The following is an 18,736-nucleotide window of genomic DNA, read 5'->3' on the forward strand; positions in this document are numbered from 1 at the left end:
TGTGAACGTCACCGGTGTCCTGTCACCCGGCTTGTCCGCCGCCAGGGCCTCGGCTCCGCAGTCCCTCGGGCTCAGCCCCGCACCCCGCACAGGTGCAGCAACGCCGCGACCCCCCGGTACGGATCCGTCCGCCCGGCCCGCTCCTCGACCGTCAGCAGCATCTCGACGTCGGCCGGCAACTCCGCCCCGTCCACCGCGGTGTCCGTGAAGACCCGCACGCCGTACCAGGCCTGCAGCGGCGCCCCGATGCCCGCGAGGGTCGCGGTCAGCGTCGCCAGGCGGTCGGCGCGCACGTCGAGGCCGAGCCGGTTCGTGTACGCGGTGGTGTCGAAGGCGGTCAGAGACCCGGCCCAGTCGCCCGACAGCCCCGGCCGCATGGCCAGCGCGTCCGCGTTGCGCACGAGCAGCGACAGCAGCCCGCCCTGGGCGAGCATCCGGGCCAGCCCCGCCAGCAGCGGATCCGGCTCCTCGACGTACATGAGCACGCCGTGGCACAGCACCACGTCGAAGCTGCCCGGCAGGAAGTGCACCCCGGTGTCCCGGCCGTCGCTCTGGACGAGCCGCACCCGCTCCCGGATCCCCTCGGGCTCGGCGGCGAGGGCCTCCCGGGCGGCGGAGATCATCTTCGGGTCCTGCTCGACGCCGGTGACCTGATGCCCGGCCCGGGCCAGCCGCAGCGCCTGAGTGCCCTGGCCCATCCCCACGTCGAGCACCCGCAGGCGCTGTCCCACCGGGAACCGCCCGACTATCTGCTCGTCGAGCTGCCGGGCCACCAGCTCCTGTCGTACGACATCCCGCAGCCCGCCCAGCTTGTTCAGCCAGGCATCCGCCGCGCCCCCGGTGAACGGCGTAGTGCTCAGGGCCGCTCTCCGCGCTTGACCTGCGGCTTCGGCAGCCGGAGCCGACGCATCTGGAGGGAGCGCATCAGCGCGTAGGCGACGGCGCCGCGCCGGTTGTGGTCCGGGAAGCGCTCGGCCAGCCGCTTCTTCAGGCGGAAGCCGCTGAGGGCCGAGTCGAGCACGATCAGCACGATCACGACCAGCCACAGCAGCAGCGCGATGCTCTGCAGCGCACCGACGCGCACCATGCTCAGCACGAGGATGACCACGGCCATCGGCAGGAAGAACTCCGCGATGTTGAACCGCGAGTCGATGGAGTCGCGCGCGAACTTGCGCACCGGCCCCTTGTCACGCGCGGGCAGGTACCGCTCGTCACCGCCGGCGAGCGCCTGGCGCTGCTTCTCCAGCTGCGCACGGCGTTCGTCGCGCTGACGCTTCGAGGCCTCCTTGCGCGACGTCGGCGTATTGGCGACGCTGCGGCGCTGGGACTGGGCCTCACTGCGCTTGGGCGTGGGCCTGCCCTTCTTGGCCTGCGGGTCACGGGTCTGCTTGGAGTCGGTCAGCGGCGCCTTGTCGGCGGCCGGGGCCTTCTCATCCTTGGCACGGCTTCGGAACACAAAACCCAAGGGTACGGGGTGCGGGGGCATGGACCCCAGCCCGGTGGGGAACGATCCGGCAACACCGGTCGTCTGTAGTGGGGAGAGAGGGACCCTGAAGGTCACCTACTCCTTACGCCGGAGCAGGGCCCTGGTCAGTCGTCCTTGGGGATGAGCGCATCAGTCCCCGAACAGTGCGGTAATGGATGCAGGGCCCGTACTGTGGGTTCTGTCGCAGAGCTGGAGCTGGAAGTCCGTCAGAAGGGGGCGCGCGAAGCCCATGAGCGGTGTCATGAAGCGTATGGGGATGATCTTCCGCGCGAAGGCGAACAAGGCCCTTGACCGGGCCGAGGACCCGCGCGAAACCCTCGACTACTCGTACCAGAAGCAGCTGGAGCTGCTGCAGAAGGTGCGCCGAGGCGTGGCCGACGTGGCCACGTCCCGCAAGCGCCTGGAACTCCAGCTGAACCAACTGCAGTCCCAGTCGTCCAAGCTGGAGGACCAGGGCCGCAAGGCGCTCGCGCTGGGCCGTGAGGACCTGGCCCGCGAGGCGCTCTCCCGCCGCGCCGCACTCCAGCAGCAGGTGACGGACCTCGAGACACAGCACTCGACCCTCCAGGGCGAGGAGGAGAAGCTCACCCTGGCGGCCCAGCGACTCCAGGCCAAGGTCGATGCCTTCCGCACCAAGAAGGAGACGATCAAGGCCACGTACACCGCGGCCCAGGCGCAGACCCGTATCGGCGAGGCGTTCTCCGGCATCTCCGAGGAGATGGGCGACGTCGGCCTGGCGATCCAGCGCGCCGAGGACAAGACGGCGCAGCTCCAGGCGAGGGCCGGAGCCATCGACGAACTGCTCGCCTCCGGCGCCCTGGACGACCAGTCCGGCATGCACAAGGACGACATCCAGGCCGAGCTGGACCGCCTCTCCGGTGGTACGGATGTAGAGCTGGAGCTGCAGCGCATGAAGGCGGAGCTGGCCGGCGGTTCGTCGTCGTCCCAGCAGGCCATCGAGGGCGGCACGGGCCAGGCGCAGTCCCAGCAGCAGCCGCAGGACACCCCGCGCTTCGACAAGCAGTAGGGCCCACGCCTGAGGAGGGCGACATGATCGTACGGATCATGGGGGAGGGGCAGGTGAGGCTGGCCGACAGCCACCTCACCGAGCTGAACAAGCTGGACGACGAACTCCTGAGGGAGATGGAGAACGGCGACGGGCCCGGTTTCCGCGACACCCTGGCCGCCCTGCTGTCCAAGGTCCGCGAGCTGGGCGAGCCGTTGCCGGACGACTCCCTGGAACCGTCGGAACTCATCCTGCCGTCGCCGGACGCGACGCTGGAGGAGGTACGGGAGCTGCTGAGCGACGACGGGCTGATCCCGGGCTGATTTCAGGGTGATCCCGGGGTGAGCTGACAGGGAACGTACAGGTGGCCCCCGTTCCGCCCCCGCCGACGCCCCCGTACCGTTGGCAGACGTGAGCACCCTCCAGCGCGCCCGGCGTCACCTCAAAGCGCACCCCATGGCGCTGGACGCGGCCCTCGCGGTCGGCGTACTCGCCTGCATGGTGGCCGGCTCGTTCGTGGACCCGCACGGGGAACGCGGCGTCAGCTGGGGCTTCCGCACCCCCGACCCCCTCAGCCTGGTCCTCATCGCCCTCGGCGCCGCCGCACTGGTGTTCCGCCGCCGCGCCCCCATGACGGTCCTGGCACTCACCGGCACCGTCTCCCTCGCGGAGGCCGTGACCGGCGACCCCCGTGCCCCCGTCGCCATGTCCGCGGTCATCGCCCTGTACACCGTCGCCTCCACCACCGACCGCCCCACCACCTGGCGCGTCGGCCTGCTCACCATGACCGTCCTCACCGGCGCCTCCATGTTCGCCGGCCCCCTCCCGTGGTACGCCCAGGAGAACCTCGCGATCTTCGCCTGGACCGGCATCGGCGCCACCGCGGGCGACGCCGTCCGCAGCCGCCGCGCCTTCATCCACGCCATCAGGGAGCGCGCCGAGCGGGCCGAGCGCACCCGTGAGGAGGAGGCTCGCCGCCGGGTCGCCGAGGAACGCCTGCGCATCGCCCGCGACCTGCACGACGTCGTCGCCCACCACATCGCCCTGGTCAACGTCCAGGCCGGAGTCGCCGCCCATGTCATGGACAAGCGGCCCGACCAGGCCAAGGAGGCCCTGGCCCACGTACGGGACGCCAGCCGCTCGGCGCTGAACGAGCTGCGCGCCACGGTCGGCCTGCTGCGCCAGTCCGGCGACCCGGAGGCCCCGACCGAGCCCGCGCCCGGCCTGGTCCGGCTCGACGAACTCGTCGGCACCTTCCGCAGCGCGGGCCTGCACGTGGAGGTGGCCCGCGCGGACAACGGGACCACCCTGCCCGCCGCCGTCGACCTGGCCGCCTACCGCGTCATCCAGGAAGCCCTCACCAACGTGCAGAAGCACGCCGGGACGGAGGTCAAGGCCGAGGTCAGCGTCGTGCGCGTGGGACCGAACATCGAGATCACCGTCCTCGACAACGGCGCCGGCGAGGACCACGACCCGGAGACCGTCGGCGGCCACGGCCTGCTCGGCATGCGCGAGCGCGTCACCGCCCTGCGCGGCACCCTCACCACCGGCCCCCGCTACGGAGGCGGCTTCCGCGTCCATGCGATCCTGCCGATCAAGACCCGCACAGCCGTCACCGGAAAGCCGGGGGAATCCGTATGACCATCCGTGTCCTGCTCGCCGACGACCAGGCACTGCTGCGCAGCGCCTTCCGTGTGCTCGTCGACTCGGAGCCCGACATGGAGGTCGTGGGTGAGGCGTCCGACGGTGCGGAGGCGGTGCGGCTGACCAAGGAGGAGCAGGCCGACGTCGTCCTGATGGACATCCGGATGCCGGGCACCGACGGCCTCGCGGCCACCCGCATGATCAGCGCCGACCCCTCGCTCGCGCATGTCCGCGTGGTCATCCTGACGACGTTCGAGGTCGACGACTACGTGGTGCAGTCGCTGCGCGCGGGCGCTTCCGGCTTCCTCGGCAAGGGGTCCGAGCCCGAGGAACTCCTCAGCGCGATCCGGGTCGCGGCCGGCGGCGAGGCGCTGCTGTCCCCGGCGGCGACGAAGGGGCTCATCGCCCGCTTCCTCGCCCAGGGCGACGCGGGCGACGACGACCGTGACCCCGCTCGCGCGCAGCGCCTCGCGGCGCTGACCGTGCGGGAGCGCGAGGTCCTGGTCCAGGTCGCGGGCGGCCACTCCAACGACGAGATCGCCGAGCGGCTCGAAGTCAGCCCGCTCACGGTGAAGACGCACGTCAACCGGGCTATGGCCAAGCTGGGCGCCCGGGACCGGGCACAGCTCGTGGTGATCGCGTACGAGTCGGGTCTGGTACGTCCAAGGGTGGACTGACCCCAGCCCTCCCGTACTGCGGCCGGAGTATGAGCCGCATAAGGAAATGGACCTGGGGCCTACGGATCACCGGTCATTGATGGCTCAGGGTGTAGGGGCGGGCGCTCACATGTGCGGCCGTTCCTGAACTTCTGCCGCTCACAGAAGAGAGATCCCTGACCCATGTCCTGGCTGTCGAGATTCAGCCTCGCGCAACGGGCCCTGATAGGCCTGATGTCCATCATCGCGCTCGCGTTCGGCGCGATCGCGATCCCGCAGCTGAAGCAGCAACTCCTGCCCACCATCGAACTGCCGGTCGTGTCGGTGGTCGCGCCCTACCAGGGTGCTTCCCCCGACGTCGTCGAGAAGCAGGTCGTCGAGCCCATCGAGGACAGCCTGGAGGCCGTGGACGCCATCAGCGGCGTCACCTCCACTGCCGGCGAGGGCAACGCCGTGATCATGGCGTCCTTCGACTACGGCAACGACACCCAGCAGCTCGTCGCCGACGTCCAGCAGGCCGTCAACCGCGCCCGCGTCCAGCTCCCGGACGACGTGGACCCGCAGGTCGTCGCCGGGTCGACGGACGACATCCCGACCGTCGTCCTCGCCGTCACCTCCGACCAGGACCAGCAGGCCCTGGCCGACCGGCTCGACCGGACCGTCGTACCGGACCTGAAGGACATCGACGGCGTCGGCCAGGTGACGGTCGACGGTGTACGGGACCTCCAGGTCACCGTCACCCCCGACGACGCGAAGCTCGCGAAGGCGGGCCTGGGCACCGAGGCCCTGACGCAGGCGCTCCAGGCGGGCGGCGCGACCGTCCCGGCCGGCTCCTTCGACGAGGACGGCAGCAACCGCACCGTCCAGGTCGGCGGCGGCTTCACCTCGCTCCAGCAGATCCAGGACCTGATGGTCACCGGCGAGGGCGCCAAGAAGCCCGTACGCCTCGGTGACGTGGCCACCGTCCGGGAGCAGCAGGCCACCGCCGACTCCCTCACCCGTACGGACGGCAAGCCGAGCCTCGCCGTCATGGTCACCATGGACCACGACGGCAGCGCGGTCGCCATCTCGAACGCGGTCGAGGACAAGCTGTCCCAGATGCGCAAGGACCTCGGGGCGGGCACGTCCGTCACTGTCGTCAGCGACCAGGGCCCGGCGGTCTCCAAGGCCATCGAGGGCCTGACCACCGAGGGCGCCCTGGGCCTGCTCTTCGCGGTTCTCGTCATCCTGGTCTTCCTGGCGTCGATCCGCTCGACGCTGGTCACGGCGGTCAGCATCCCGCTCTCCGTGGTGCTCGCCCTGATCGTGCTGTGGACGCGCGACCTGTCCCTGAACATGCTCACGCTCGGCGCGCTGACCATCGCCATCGGCCGGGTCGTCGACGACTCGATCGTGGTCCTGGAGAACATCAAGCGGCACCTCGGCTACGGCGAGGAGCGCCAGGACGCCATCCTCAAGGCGGTCCGCGAGGTGGCCGGCGCGGTCACCTCCTCGACCCTCACCACGGTGGCCGTGTTCCTGCCGATCGGCCTGGTCGGCGGCATGGTGGGCGAGCTGTTCGGCTCGTTCAGCCTGACCGTGACGGCGGCCCTGCTGGCCTCGCTGCTGGTGTCGCTGACGGTCGTGCCGGTCCTGTCGTACTGGTTCCTGCGCGCCCCGAAGGGCACCCCCGACGACGCCGAGGAAGCCCGCCGCAAGGCGGAGGAGAAGGAGGCGAAGAGCAGGCTCCAGCGCCTCTACGTCCCCGTCCTGCGGTTCGCCACCCGTCGCCGTCTGACGAGCGTGGCGCTCGCGGCCGTGGTCCTCATCGGCACGTTCGGCATGGCCCCGCTGCTGAAGACCAACTTCTTCGACCAGGGCGAGCAGGAAGTCCTCACCGTCAAGCAGGAGTTGAAGCCCGGCACCAGCCTGGCGGCGACCGACGTACAGGCGAAGAAGGTCGAGGGGCTCCTCGCCGACACCAAGGGCGTCAAGGACTACCAGGTCACCATCGGCTCCTCCGGCTTCCTGGCGGCCTTCGGCGGCGGCACGGACTCCAACCAGGCGTCCTACCAGGTGATGCTGGACGACTCGGCGTCGTACGAGGACGTCCAGGACAGCATCGAGGACGGCCTGCACAAGCTGTCCGGCATCGGCACCACCACCGTCGCCGCCGGTGACGGCTTCGGCAACCAGGACCTGAGCGTGGTCGTGAAGGCCGCCGACGGCGATGTGCTGCGCGAGGCCTCGGAGGAGGTGCGGAAGACCGTCGCCGGTCTCGACGACGTCACGGACGTCACCAGCGACCTGGCGCAGAGCGTGCCGCGCATCTCGGTCAAGGCCGACTCCGAGGCGGCGGCCGCCGGTTTCAACGACCAGACCCTCGGCGCGGCCGTCGCCCAGGCCGTACGCGGCACCACCGCCGCCAAGGCGGTCCTGGACGACACCGAGCGGGACGTCGTCATCAAGTCGGCGAAGCCGGCCGACACGCTGGACGAGCTGAAGAACCTCCGGCTGGGCCCGGTGAAGCTCGGCGACATCGCCACCGTGCAACTGGTCGACGGACCGGTCTCGATGACCCGTATCGACGGTCAGCGCGCGGCCACCATCACCGCGAAGCCGACCGGTGACAACACGGGTGCGGTGAGCGCGGACCTGACGACGAAGCTGGACGCCCTGAAGCTCCCGGCGGGTGCCACGGCCGAGATCGGCGGGGTCTCCCAGAACCAGGACGACGCGTTCGAGAACCTGGCCCTGGCGATGCTCGCGGCGATCGCGATCGTCTTCATGCTGCTGGTCGCGACCTTCCGCTCGCTGGCCCAGCCGCTGATCCTGCTCGTCTCCGTCCCGTTCGCGGCGACCGGCGCGATCGGCCTGCTGGTGGCCACGGACACCCCGATGGGCGTCCCCGCGATGATCGGCATGCTGATGCTGATCGGCATCGTGGTGACCAACGCGATCGTGCTGATCGACCTCATCAACCAGTACAGGAAGCAGGGTCACGGCGTCGTCGAGGCCGTGATCGAAGGCGGCCGGCACCGTCTCCGCCCGATCCTGATGACGGCGCTGGCGACCATCTTCGCCCTGCTCCCGATGGCCCTGGGCGTCACCGGCGAGGGCGGCTTCATCGCCCAGCCGCTCGCGGTGGTCGTGATCGGCGGCCTGGTCACGTCGACTCTGCTGACCCTGCTGCTCGTTCCCACGCTGTACGCGATGCTGGAGCTCCGCAAGGAGCGCCGGGCGAAGAAGCGTGAGACGAAGCGGGCGAAGAAGGCCGGGGCGCCCTCCCCGCAGGTGTCGTCGGACGAGCCGGAACCCGCGTCCGTCTGACCGCCCCGCCCACGGAGGCCGGGTGCCGAACCCCAACGGTTCGGTGCCCGGCCTCCGTCGCTGTGCCGTTACGTATCCTGTGCCCTCGAACGGCTTTACGGGGGAGAGGAATTCGGCGGTGCCACTGCACAGGGACGACCCGAGGTCGGTCGGCGGGTACAAGCTGGTCGACCGCCTTGGCGCCGGCGGCATGGGAGCCGTCTACCTGGGCAGATCGCGGTCGGGCCGTGAGGTCGCCGTCAAGGTGGTGCACGCCCAGTACGCCGAGGACGCCGTCTTCCGCACCCGGTTCCGGCAGGAGATCGAGGCCGTCCGCAAGGTGAGCGGCGCCTTCACCGCACCGGTCGTGGACGCCGACCCCGAGGCGGCACGGCCCTGGATGGCGACCCAGTACGTGCCCGGGCGCTCGCTCGCCCAGCGGATCCGCGACCGGGGCGCGCTCCGTGGCGGCGAACTGCGGCCGCTGGCACTGGGGTTGGTGGAAGCCCTCCGGGACATCCACCGGGCCGGCGTGGTGCACCGGGACCTGAAGCCGGCGAACGTCCTGATGGCCGAGGACGGCCCCCGCGTCATCGACTTCGGCATCTCCAGGGCGGTGGAGAACCACAACACCCTGACCGAGACCGGCCAGATGATCGGCACCCCGCCGTTCATGTCCCCGGAGCAGCTCACCGACGCCCGCACGGTCGGACCGGCCTCCGACGTCTTCTCGCTCGGCGCGCTCCTGGTGTACGCCTCGACCGGCCGGGGGCCCTTCGACGCCGACAGCCCCTATCTGACGGCCTACCGGGTGGTCCACGACGAACCCGTGCTGGACGGGGTGGGGCAGCCGCTGCGCGGGATCCTGGAGCGCTGTCTGGCCAAGGATGCCGCGGACCGGCCCGAACTGGACGAGCTGGCCGGGGAGTTCGCCACCGCCCTGCCCGAACCCGACGCGGGCGACCCCGCCACCGTGTCGCTGCGCCCGGTGCAGCTGCCGGCCACACCGGACACCCGCCTCGGGACCCTCGCCGACCCGACCGGAACCACCCGCCCCGGCCGCCGGAGCCGCCGCACCCGCCCCCTGCTGGCCGCGACCGGCACGATCGGCGCCGTCGCCCTCGGCCTGACGGCCTACCTGCTGCTCGGCCCGGGCTGGGCGGACAGCGGCGGCGGGGCGAAGCCCTCGCCGTCCGCGACCTCCCGGTGGTCGGGACTGCCCAGCGGCTGGAAGCCGTGGCAGACGACGGTGTTCAAGACGGCACCGCTCGGCGCGAAGAAGGCCCTGGGAGGGCAGGACGGCCTGCTGGCGGGCGAGCCGGACTGCCTGCTGCACGAGGGCGCCGTCTACTGCGCCGGCGCAAGCATCCTTCCGGTACGCCTGGACGCCCGGACCGGCAAGACCGTCTGGCGCGCCGAGCTGGCACCGTCCGGTACCGAAAGCGGGTCGTACGACTCCTCGCTGCTCGGCGTCCAGGACGGCACGCTGCTCCTGCGGCAGACCATCTCCACCGAAACCGGCGAGAACGAACGGGTCACCGTCGTCGCCCTCGACGTCGAGACCGGCGATCAGCGGTGGCACCGTACGGTCGACGACGAGAACCTCGCCCTGGTCCTGTCCGGCGAGGTGGTCCTGACCTCAGATACCGGCCGGGAGGTCACGGCCCGGTCGGCGCGCACCGGTGCCGAGCGCTGGACGTTCCAGCTGCCCGCCGGCTACTACTGCTCGTTCACGACGGCCGGCGCCGGGCTGTACGCCCAGTGCACCCCGATCGAGGACGGGGCCGAGACCGCCCGGATCCTGGTGGTGGACCGGAGCGACGGTGCGGTCCGGAGCCTGAAGGCCCCGGTCAACAGTGGCATTCTCGGGGCCCTCGACGGCCGGCTGCTCCTGCTGGAGTCGACCGAGCAGAACCTGACGTACTCCCGGATCCTGCTGGTGGACCCGGAAACCGGCGCCCGTACCACGACGAAGCTGGCGGACGACTACGGGGAGAACGTGACGCTGGCGGACGACACGATGTGGTTCACCACGTCCAACGGACAGGTGACCGCCGTGTCGGCGCGTACGGGCAAGGTGCGGTGGCAGACCGGCACCAGTCTGGAACAACCGGGAGACGCCCGGTACGACCCGCGGGCCCGCACCCTGTACGTGGCCAGCGCCAGCGGCCGCGTGGCGGCTCTGGACGGGCGCAAGGGAACGGTGCTGTGGGAGACGCTGCCGCGCACCGAGTGGGTGTCGTCCGGCCTCTTCCAGGGCAGGGTGCTGTTTCACGAAGGCGCGCTGGTCGTGTCCACTCCGAACGGCACCGTCTTCAGCCTCGACCCCGCCCACCCCGAGCGGAAACCCGCGTCGGAGTGAACGGGGCCGGGAAAAGGGCTACGGCAGCGCCAGCATCCGCTCCAGCGCCAGCTTCGCGAACGCCTCGGTCTCCTTGTCGACCTCGATGCGGTTGACCAGGTTGCCCTCGGCGAGGGACTCCAGGGTCCACACCAGGTGGGGGAGGTCGATGCGGTTCATCGTCGAGCAGAAGCAGACGGTCTTGTCGAGGAACACGATCTCCTTGCCCTCGGGCGCGAAACGGTTCGCAAGACGTCGTACGAGATTCAGCTCGGTCCCGATGGCCCACTTGGAACCGGCCGGGGCGGCCTCCAGGGCCTTGATGATGTACTCGGTCGAGCCGACGTAGTCCGCCGCGGCCACGACCTCGTTCTTGCACTCGGGGTGGACGAGCACGTTCACCCCGGGGATCCGGGCGCGGACGTCCTCGACCGACTCCAGGCTGAAGCGGCCGTGCACCGAGCAGTGGCCCCGCCACAGGATCATCTTCGCGGCGCGCAGCTGGTCGGCCGTCAGGCCGCCGTTCGGCTTGTGCGGGTTGTAGACGACGCAGTCCTCCAGCGTCATCCCCATGTCCCGTACGGCGGTGTTGCGGCCGAGGTGCTGGTCCGGGAGGAACAGCACCTTTGTCGTCGAAGGCTCCCCCTGCTCGAAGGCCCACTCAAGAGCCTTCTTGGCGTTGGACGACGTGCAGATGGTGCCGCCGTGCTTGCCCGTGAACGCCTTGATGTCCGCCGAGGAGTTCATGTACGAGACGGGCACGACCTGCTCGGCTATGCCGGCCTCGGTCAGCACGTCCCAGCACTCGGCGACCTGCTCGGCCGTCGCCATGTCGGCCATCGAGCAGCCGGCGGCGAGGTCGGGCAGGACCACCTTCTGGTCGTCGGACGTCAGGATGTCCGCGGACTCGGCCATGAAGTGCACACCGCAGAAGACGATGTACTCGGCCTCCGGGCGCGCGGCCGCGTCCCGGGCCAGCTTGAAGGAGTCGCCCGTGACGTCGGCGAACTGGATGACCTCGTCGCGCTGGTAGTGGTGGCCGAGGACGAACACCTTGTTCCCGAGCTTCTCCTTGGCCGCGCGGGCCCGCTCCACCAGGTCCGGGTCGGACGGGGAGGGCAGGTCGCCGGGACACTCGACGCCCCGCTCGCTCTTCGGGTCGGCCTCACGGCCGAGCAGCAACAGGGCGAGCGGAGTCGGCTGTACGTCGAGCTCCGTGGTCTGGGCGGTGGTCACGGCACGCACCCTTTCTACTTTTCGTCGAACTGACGTTATCTATGATAACCCGCTTCACGTCACTTTGACGATGGTCATAACGTCGATGTGACGTGAATCCCGAAGCCGGATCGGAGGCTGCTGTTCGCTTCAGCGCGGGTGTGCGAGCATGAATGAGAAGAGGAGAGACACGTCCTCGGCCCGGAATGAATCCGCGGCCCCGATGGTTGCAACCGTCGGCAAGCAGTCTCCGTACAACCCGGGAGAGATGTAGATGTCCGTATCGGACGAGACCAGCACCGTCACCGACGGCATCATCCTGTCCGACGCCGCCGCGGCGAAGGTCAAGGCCCTGCTCGACCAGGAAGGCCGTGACGACCTGGCCCTGCGCGTCGCCGTTCAGCCCGGCGGCTGCTCCGGCCTGCGCTACCAGCTCTTCTTCGACGAGCGTTCCCTCGATGGTGACGTCGTCAAGGACTTCGGCGGCGTGAAGGTCGTCACCGACCGCATGAGCGCCCCGTACCTGGGTGGCGCTTCCATCGACTTCGTGGACACCATCGAGAAGCAGGGCTTCACGATCGACAACCCGAACGCGACGGGCTCCTGCGCCTGCGGCGACTCCTTCAGCTAGGACCACGCGGCTGTCAGCCAAGCCCCACAGCTGTCAGCCAACCCACACAGCTGAATTGCCGAGCGGCAAGAAGGCGGCGGCCCCCTCCGACAGGGCCGCCGCCTTCGCGCATGTCCGAGGCCGCTCTACCGCGCCCCGGACGTCTCCGGGAGCCGCGCCCCCGCCTTCTCCAGCGGGATCTCCTTGTCGTCCGCCCCCACGACCTTGCGGTCGCCGAGCGGCTCGTCCAGCTGCACGGTCTGGTGGTACACCTTGGCGATCATGATGCAGACCTTGTCCGGCCAGGGCGTCTCGGTCACCGTGACCGTCACCTCGCCCGAACTCTCGCTCGCCGTCGCCTTGTAGTCGGCGCACACCCCGCCGGTGAAGCTCACGGTCAGCTCCGTGCCCTGAGCCGTGTAGCCCTCCACCCGGACGTCCCGGGTGGCCGGCGCGGAGGTCGGCTCGTCGCCCGGCGCGGTCGGCTCTGCGGAGGGCGTGGCCGAGGTCAGGTACTTCGGGTCGACCGCCGGATGCGTGACCTCGAAGGTGTCCTGCACGCCCGCCGCCCGCACGTCGAACAGCCAGGACGGCACCAGCGTCTGCCGCCCGTCCACGAGATGCGACGCCAGTCCGAACACGGCCTTCTCGACCGTGATCGTCTCTTTCTGCTCCGCCTTCGGTGCGGCGGTGGACTCTCCGCAGGGAGCTTCCACCCGGTCCTCCAGCGGTACGGGGCTGGCGCAGCCGCCGATGCCCATGCCGGGGTCGGTGCCCGGCGCCGCGTTCATCAGGCCCAGCGTCTTCTCCGCGCTCAGCACGGGGTACGTGTCCCCCTTCACCGGCGCCTTCAACTGGCCGCTGCCGCCCACCACTTCACCCTGGGCGCCGACGGTGACGCCGCTCGTCCAGCCGTAGGTGGGCAGCCCGCCGACCACGGGATCGGCGTTCACGATCCGCTGGGCGCCCATGACCTGGCTCGCGTCCAGCTTCGCGTCGTCCTGACCCACCGCCTTCAGGACCGGCGCGGCCGCCTGCTTCGCGACCGCCTCGCTCACCGGGTCGACGGACGGGTCGACGGGGTCGCTCGCGCACACGGTCTCGCTCTGGCAGGCGTCGGGGCCGGGCGCGTAACGGTGGAACGTCCAGGTGCCCGGCGCCTGCCGGTTCACCTGCAGACTCGGCCCCGAACCGTCCTTCGCCCCGACCTTCCAGGCCTGCCCCTGGACCACCGGCTTCCCCTCGATGCCGAGCGCCTTCGCCAGCCCGGCCACCTGCTCCTCGGTGACGGTGCCGCCCGGCCGGTACACGGGCGCCGAGCCGGGACCGTCCGGGAGCGTGCCGTCGGCGCGGTAGGTGACGCCGTACGGATTGGGCTCACCGGGCGCGATGCCGTTGGAGCTGCCGCCCTCGGAGTAGCCGTCGAGGGCGAGCGGCGGGGGAGTGCCGTCGCCGCCGGCCCCGGACGTCGTACGGTCCTCGGAACTCCCGGAGGCGGTGGCGGCGAGGTACGCCCCACCACCCCCGACGAGCAGCACGGCTGCGGCGACGGAGGCGGCCACCAGGGTGGGGCGGCGGCGGGAGTGGTTGTCGGCGCCGGGGGCGTCGCCGTCGAACGCGTCGGCGCGCGGGGCCGGGGACACGTCGGTGTCAGGGGCGTCGGTGTCAGGGCCCGGAGTCACGTCGGTGTCAGGGGCGTCGGTGTCAGGGCCCGGAGTCACGTCGGTGTCAGGGGCGCCCGCCGACGCTTCCTGCTCCGAGACCGGCTCGGTGGCTTCCGGGGCTTCGCTCTGCTCCGGGGCCGACTCGGTGGCGTCCTGGGCTTTTGCCTGCTCCGGGGCCGACTCGGTGGCTTCCGGGACTTCCTCCCGCTCCGAGACCGGCTCGGTGGCTTCCGGGACTTCCTCCCGCTCCGAAGCCGGCTCGGTGGCTTCCGGGACTTCCCCCCGCTCCGAGGCCGGCTCGGTGGTGTCCGGGGTCTCCTCCCGCTCCGAGGCCGACTCCGAGGCGCCCTCCTGCGTGGCGGGCCCGGTGGTGTCATCGGCGTCCCGTGGCGTACCGGAGTTCTCGGCGGCGCCGTCCTCCGGGCCGACGTCGTCGTTGTCGGGTCGCTCGGTGTTCACCGCATCGCTCCTTCGGCTGCGCATCTGTCCCGTGACCCTGACCCGACCCTGTCAAACAGGTCGGCCCACGGGTCGTATCCCGCATCCCCTTTACGGGGGACGCCGATGGGACGCAGCGGGGGAGCGCGCGGTTCCCTGAAAAGCGCTGCCTCAGTCTCCGTACTCCGACATCGCGTCCAGAAGCCGGGCCGACGCCGGGGGCACGGTCACGCCGTGGATGAGTGACGGTGAGACCGGAAGGGCAGTGATCCGGGCGGGAACGGCCCAGTGGGGAGCCATCCGCGCGCAGTCGCCGCGCAGCGACGCCAGGCCGCCGTCCAGGTCGGCCGGGACGGGAGCGTGGACCTCGATGTTCGTCATAGCGGCACCGTAGGCACGGCGGGGCCCGCGAAGAAAGATCTACTATCGGGTAGTTTTGGCCTCTCCGACGCCTCCTCGTCGTCTCGCAGAGCCCCTCGCCGACCCGGTAGCGTGAACTGTCAACCCGCCCTCCCGTCTCCCGCCACCGCTCCTCCCATGAGCGCTATCGCGCGCCCCTTCTTATTCCACAGGAGAGTCAACGCCGTGCGCATCGCAGTCACCGGCTCCATCGCCACCGACCACCTCATGACCTTCCCCGGCCGCTTCGCCGACCAGCTCGTCGCGGACCAACTGCACACGGTCTCGCTCTCCTTCCTGGTCGACAACCTCGACGTGCGCCGGGGCGGCGTCGGCGCCAACATCGCCTTCGGCATGGGCGAGCTGGGCACCGAGCCGATCCTGGTCGGGGCCGCGGGCTTCGACTTCGACGAGTACCGCGCCTGGCTGGACCGGCACGGCGTCGACACCGCCTCGGTACGCATCTCCGAGACGCTGCACACCGCCCGCTTCGTGTGCACCACCGACGCCGACCACAACCAGATCGGCTCCTTCTACACCGGCGCGATGAGCGAGGCCCGCCTCATCGAGCTCAAGACCGTCGCCGACCGCGTGGGCGGCCTCGACCTGGTGCTGATCGGCGCCGACGACCCGGAGGGCATGCTCCGCCACACCGAGGAGTGCCGCTCCCGGTCCATCCCCTTCGCCGCCGACTTCTCCCAGCAGATCGCCCGCATGGGCGGCGACGAGATCCGGATACTGCTGGACGGGGCGACGTACCTCTTCTCCAACGAGTACGAGAAGGGCCTCATCGAGTCCAAGACGGGCTGGACGGACGAGGAGATCCTGTCCAAGGTCGGCCACCGCGTCACCACGCTCGGCGCACAGGGCGTCCGCATCGAGCGGGCCGGCGAGGAGCCGATCGTCGTCGGCTGCCCGGAGGAGGAGCGCAAGGCCGACCCCACCGGCGTCGGCGACGCCTTCCGCGCCGGTTTCCTCTCCGGCCTCGCCTGGGGCGTCTCCCTGGAGCGCGCCGCCCAGGTCGGCTGCATGCTCGCCACGCTCGTCATCGAGACGGTCGGCACCCAGGAGTACCAACTGCGCCGCGGCCACTTCATGGAGCGCTTCACCAAGGCGTACGGCGACGAGGCCGCCGTCGAGGTCAAGAAGCATCTCGCGTAGCTAGGAGAGCCGGCGGACCACATACGCCGAGCCGCGGTCCGCCGGCTCCTCGCCCACGTACTCCTGCCCCCGCATCTCGCACCACGCCGGGATGTCCAGCCGCGCCGCCTCGTCGTCCGAGAGGACCCGGACGCTGCCGCCCACCGGCACCTCGCCGATGACCTTGGCCAGCTCGATGACCGGGATCGGGCAGCGCTTGCCGAGAGAGTCCACGACAAGGACGTCGTCACGTACGACCGCCTCGGCGACCGGCGCCCCCAGCTTCTCCCTGACCTCCGCCACCGCCCCCGGCAGCACCTCCAGGAACCGCTCCACTTCCTCCTCCGGTGTCCCCAGCGGCAGCGAGACCCGCACGTTCCCCTCACTCAGCACCCCCATCGCCTTCAGCACATGGCTGGGCGTCAGCGTGCTGCTGGTACAGGACGATCCGGACGAGACGGAGAAACCGGCGCGGTCCAGCTCGTGCAGCAGTGTCTCCCCGTCGACATAGAGACAGGAGAAGGTGACGACACCGGGCAGCCGCCGCACCGGATCGCCGACCACCTCCACGTCCGGCACCAGCTCCGGCACCCGCGCCCGGACCCGCTCCGTCAGCTCCCTCAGCCGTAGCGCCTCTTGCGCCGCCTCGGCCCGCACCGCCCGCAGCGAGGCCGCGGCCGCCACGATCGCCGGAATGTTCTCGAACCCGGCCGCCCGCCCCGACTCACGCTCGTCCACGGGCCCTTGAGGAGCGAACCGCACCCCCTTGCGCACCACGAGCAGCCCGACCCCCGACGGCCCGCCCCATTTGTGCGCACTCCCCGCCAGCAGCGACCAGTCACCCTCGACCCGCCCCCACCCCAAGGACTGGGCCGCGTCCACCAGCAAGGGCACCCCGGCCGCCCGGCACGCCTCGGCGACGGCCGCCACCGGCTGCTCCGTCCCCACCTCGTGATTGGCCGACTGAAGACACGCCAGCGCGGTGTCGGGCCGCAGGGCCGCCTCGTACGCCTCCACGGTCACCGCCCCCGACCGCAGCACCGGTACCTCGGTCACCGGCCCGCCGTCCCCTTGGTGCACTTCGGCCGAATGGAGCACCGAGGAGTGTTCGACGGCTGACACGATCAGGTGACGCCCGACCCGTCGCCGTCCCGCGAGCGCCCCGGCGATCCCGGAGTGCACGGCCCGCGTACCGGAGGAGGTGAACGCAAGTTCGTCCGGCCGGCACCCGACGGCCTCGGCCGCGGCCTCCCGCGCCGCGTCCAACAGCATCCGCGCCCGCCGCCCCTCCCTGTACAGACGCGCGGGATCCGCCCACCCCTCGTCCAGGGAGGCTTGCAGCGCCTGACGGGCAACGGGATGAAGAGGGGCGGAGGAAGCGGCGTCGAAGTAGGCCATACGGCAACGCTAAGACGTCCAGCAGGGCAGCGGACCTCAGGGGCGCGGGGAACTGCGCGAGAAACCACCAGGCACGCGCAGCCGCCAACTCGCAGAACCCCCGAGCCACTAGGCGCCGCACAACCCGCGGCGCGTTGCGCCCCCCTCCCCGCGCACCCCCAAATCGCGTCGGCTAGGGTTTGGTCCGCATAAACATCCAAACCCCTGCCCGACGCAGGGCGGCGACCGACCAGCGAGAAGGCCGCAGCTCAATCCGCGCGGGCGAGACTCTCGGGAAGGCGCTACGTGAGTCCCAACGGCTCCGACCGCTCGCCGCGGCGCCCGATGCGGCGGAAGCTGCTGCAGGCAATGACCGCGGGCCTGGTCCTGGCGACCGCCACCGGTTGCACATACAAGGACTTCCCCCGCCTTGGTATGCCCACCCCGACCACGGAAGAGGCTCCGCGGATCCTCTCCCTGTGGCAGGGGTCCTGGGCTGCCGCGCTCGCCGTCGGCGTGCTGGTGTGGGGCCTGATCCTGTGGAGTGCGATCTTCCACCGGCGCAGCCGCACCAAGGTCGAGGTCCCTCCGCAGACCCGGTACAACATGCCCATCGAGGCGCTGTACACGGTCGTCCCGCTCATCATCGTCTCGGTGCTCTTCTACTTCACGGCCCGCGACGAGTCGAAGCTCCTCAGCCTCAAGAAGGAGCCCGACGTCACGATCAACGTCGTCGGCTTCCAGTGGAGCTGGGGCTTCAACTACGTCGAGCCCGTCGAGGGTTCCACGGGTGACGCGAAGACCGACAAGAACCTGGACGCGATTCCGGACCGGTTCAAGGAGGACTTCCCGGCCAACGCCGGCGGCGTCTACGACGTCGGCACGCCCGCCACGAAGAACCCGCAGACCGGAAACCCCGGCCCGACCCTCTGGCTCCCCAAGGGCAAGACGGTCCGCTTCGTCCTCACTTCGCGTGACGTCATCCACTCCTTCTGGGTGGTGCCGTTCCTGATGAAGCAGGACGTCATCCCGGGCCACACCAACGCCTTCGAGGTGACCCCCAACAAGGAGGGCACCTTCCTGGGCAAGTGCGCCGAGCTGTGCGGCGTCGACCACTCCCGGATGCTGTTCAACGTGAAGGTCGTCTCCCCCGAGCGCTACGAGCAGCACCTCAAGGACCTCGCCAAGAAGGGGCAGACCGGTTACGTTCCCGCCGGCATCGCGCAGACGAGCCACGAGAAGAACCGGGAGACGAACAACCTGTGAGCATCCTCAACGAACCCCAGGGTGCCTCGGCGGCAGGGTCCCACTACGCGGACGAGCTGCCGGTCAGGCGCCAGAACCGGGGAAGCGTCGTCATCAAGTGGCTCACCACCACTGACCACAAGACGATCGGCACGCTGTACCTGGTCACGTCGTTCGCGTTCTTCTGCATCGGTGGCGTGATGGCGCTGTTGATGCGCGCCGAGCTG

General features: G+C 70.5%; 15 protein-coding genes and 1 pseudogene. 10 read left to right on the forward strand and 6 right to left on the reverse strand.

From position 1 onward, the window contains the following. Window positions 1-71 precede the first annotated feature (71 nt). Together ADK57_RS31670 and ADK57_RS31675 are read right to left on the reverse strand one after the other, a co-directional pair. Window positions 72-773, reverse strand: coding sequence for a class I SAM-dependent methyltransferase (locus tag ADK57_RS31670; protein WP_053753064.1), 702 nt, complete (start codon window positions 771-773; stop codon window positions 72-74). 83 nt (window positions 774-856) lie between these two features. After that, entirely contained in the window at window positions 857-1,486 is a 630-nt protein-coding gene (locus tag ADK57_RS31675; RefSeq protein WP_078973446.1) for a DUF3043 domain-containing protein, read from the reverse strand. A gap of 256 nt (window positions 1,487-1,742) precedes the next feature. Here ADK57_RS31675 and ADK57_RS31680 point away from each other — a divergent pair, with 256 nt between their 5' ends. The 6 genes from ADK57_RS31680 (at window position 1,743) to ADK57_RS31705 (ending at window position 10,442) form a co-directional block, all read left to right on the forward strand. Then, on the forward strand, window positions 1,743-2,513 hold the full coding sequence (locus ADK57_RS31680) for a PspA/IM30 family protein (RefSeq protein ID WP_053753079.1): 771 nt from the start codon (window positions 1,743-1,745) through the stop codon (window positions 2,511-2,513). Between the two features lie 23 nt (window positions 2,514-2,536). After that, window positions 2,537-2,815, forward strand: coding sequence for a PspA-associated protein PspAA (gene pspAA, locus ADK57_RS31685; RefSeq protein ID WP_053753066.1), 279 nt, complete (start codon window positions 2,537-2,539; stop codon window positions 2,813-2,815). An 88-nt stretch (window positions 2,816-2,903) separates the two neighbouring features. Further along, the gene (locus tag ADK57_RS31690) at window positions 2,904-4,133 is read left to right on the forward strand and encodes a sensor histidine kinase (RefSeq protein WP_053753067.1); all 1,230 of its coding nucleotides are present in this window, start codon (window positions 2,904-2,906) and stop codon (window positions 4,131-4,133) included. Continuing rightward, window positions 4,130-4,813: a response regulator gene (locus tag ADK57_RS31695; protein WP_053753068.1), complete on the forward strand. Its 684-nt coding sequence runs from the start codon at window positions 4,130-4,132 to the stop codon at window positions 4,811-4,813. Before ADK57_RS31690 ends, ADK57_RS31695 begins: the two co-directional genes overlap by 4 nt. Window positions 4,814-4,975: 162 nt before the next feature. Next, a complete protein-coding gene (locus ADK57_RS31700; protein ID WP_053753069.1) occupies window positions 4,976-8,101 on the forward strand; it encodes an efflux RND transporter permease subunit in 3,126 nt (1,041 codons plus the stop codon). A 118-nt stretch (window positions 8,102-8,219) separates the two neighbouring features. Next, complete coding sequence (locus ADK57_RS31705) at window positions 8,220-10,442, forward strand: protein kinase domain-containing protein (RefSeq protein WP_053753070.1); 2,223 nt, start codon at window positions 8,220-8,222, stop codon at window positions 10,440-10,442. Between the two features lie 18 nt (window positions 10,443-10,460). Here ADK57_RS31705 and nadA read toward each other — a convergent pair whose 3' ends face one another. Beyond that, window positions 10,461-11,657, reverse strand: a complete 1,197-nt coding sequence (nadA, locus tag ADK57_RS31710; protein WP_053753080.1) for a quinolinate synthase NadA — start codon at window positions 11,655-11,657, stop codon at window positions 10,461-10,463. A gap of 253 nt (window positions 11,658-11,910) precedes the next feature. On the opposite strand from nadA, the gene ADK57_RS31715 reads away from it, so the two are divergent. Further along, entirely contained in the window at window positions 11,911-12,267 is a 357-nt protein-coding gene (locus tag ADK57_RS31715; RefSeq protein WP_030582488.1) for an iron-sulfur cluster assembly accessory protein, read from the forward strand. Window positions 12,268-12,392: 125 nt separating this feature from the next. On the opposite strand, the gene ADK57_RS31720 is transcribed toward ADK57_RS31715, so the two are convergent. Beyond that, window positions 12,393-13,967 (reverse strand): hypothetical protein, encoded by a 1,575-nt coding sequence (locus ADK57_RS31720; RefSeq protein WP_420711927.1) that lies wholly within the window; start codon window positions 13,965-13,967, stop codon window positions 12,393-12,395. Between the two features lie 552 nt (window positions 13,968-14,519). Next, window positions 14,520-14,729, reverse strand: a complete 210-nt coding sequence (locus ADK57_RS31725) for a hypothetical protein (RefSeq protein ID WP_053753071.1) — start codon at window positions 14,727-14,729, stop codon at window positions 14,520-14,522. Between the two features lie 204 nt (window positions 14,730-14,933). Here ADK57_RS31725 and ADK57_RS31730 point away from each other — a divergent pair, with 204 nt between their 5' ends. Then, entirely contained in the window at window positions 14,934-15,908 is a 975-nt protein-coding gene (locus tag ADK57_RS31730; RefSeq protein ID WP_053753072.1) for a carbohydrate kinase family protein, read from the forward strand. On the opposite strand, the gene ADK57_RS31735 is transcribed toward ADK57_RS31730, so the two are convergent. Continuing rightward, on the reverse strand, window positions 15,909-17,285 hold the full coding sequence (locus ADK57_RS31735) for a cysteine desulfurase/sulfurtransferase TusA family protein (RefSeq protein WP_053753073.1): 1,377 nt from the start codon (window positions 17,283-17,285) through the stop codon (window positions 15,909-15,911). A gap of 285 nt (window positions 17,286-17,570) precedes the next feature. Here ADK57_RS31735 and coxB point away from each other — a divergent pair, with 285 nt between their 5' ends. Together coxB and ADK57_RS31745 are read left to right on the forward strand one after the other, a co-directional pair. Further along, entirely contained in the window at window positions 17,571-18,530 is a 960-nt protein-coding gene (gene coxB / locus ADK57_RS31740) for a cytochrome c oxidase subunit II (protein WP_053753074.1), read from the forward strand. Continuing rightward, window positions 18,527-18,736: pseudogene (locus ADK57_RS31745) on the forward strand (cytochrome ubiquinol oxidase subunit I); the annotation flags it as partial. The gene coxB and the pseudogene ADK57_RS31745, both read left to right, overlap by 4 nt.

Origin of the sequence: Streptomyces sp. MMG1533 (assembly GCF_001279775.1) — a bacterium.
Lineage (GTDB): Bacteria > Actinomycetota > Actinomycetes > Streptomycetales > Streptomycetaceae > Streptomyces.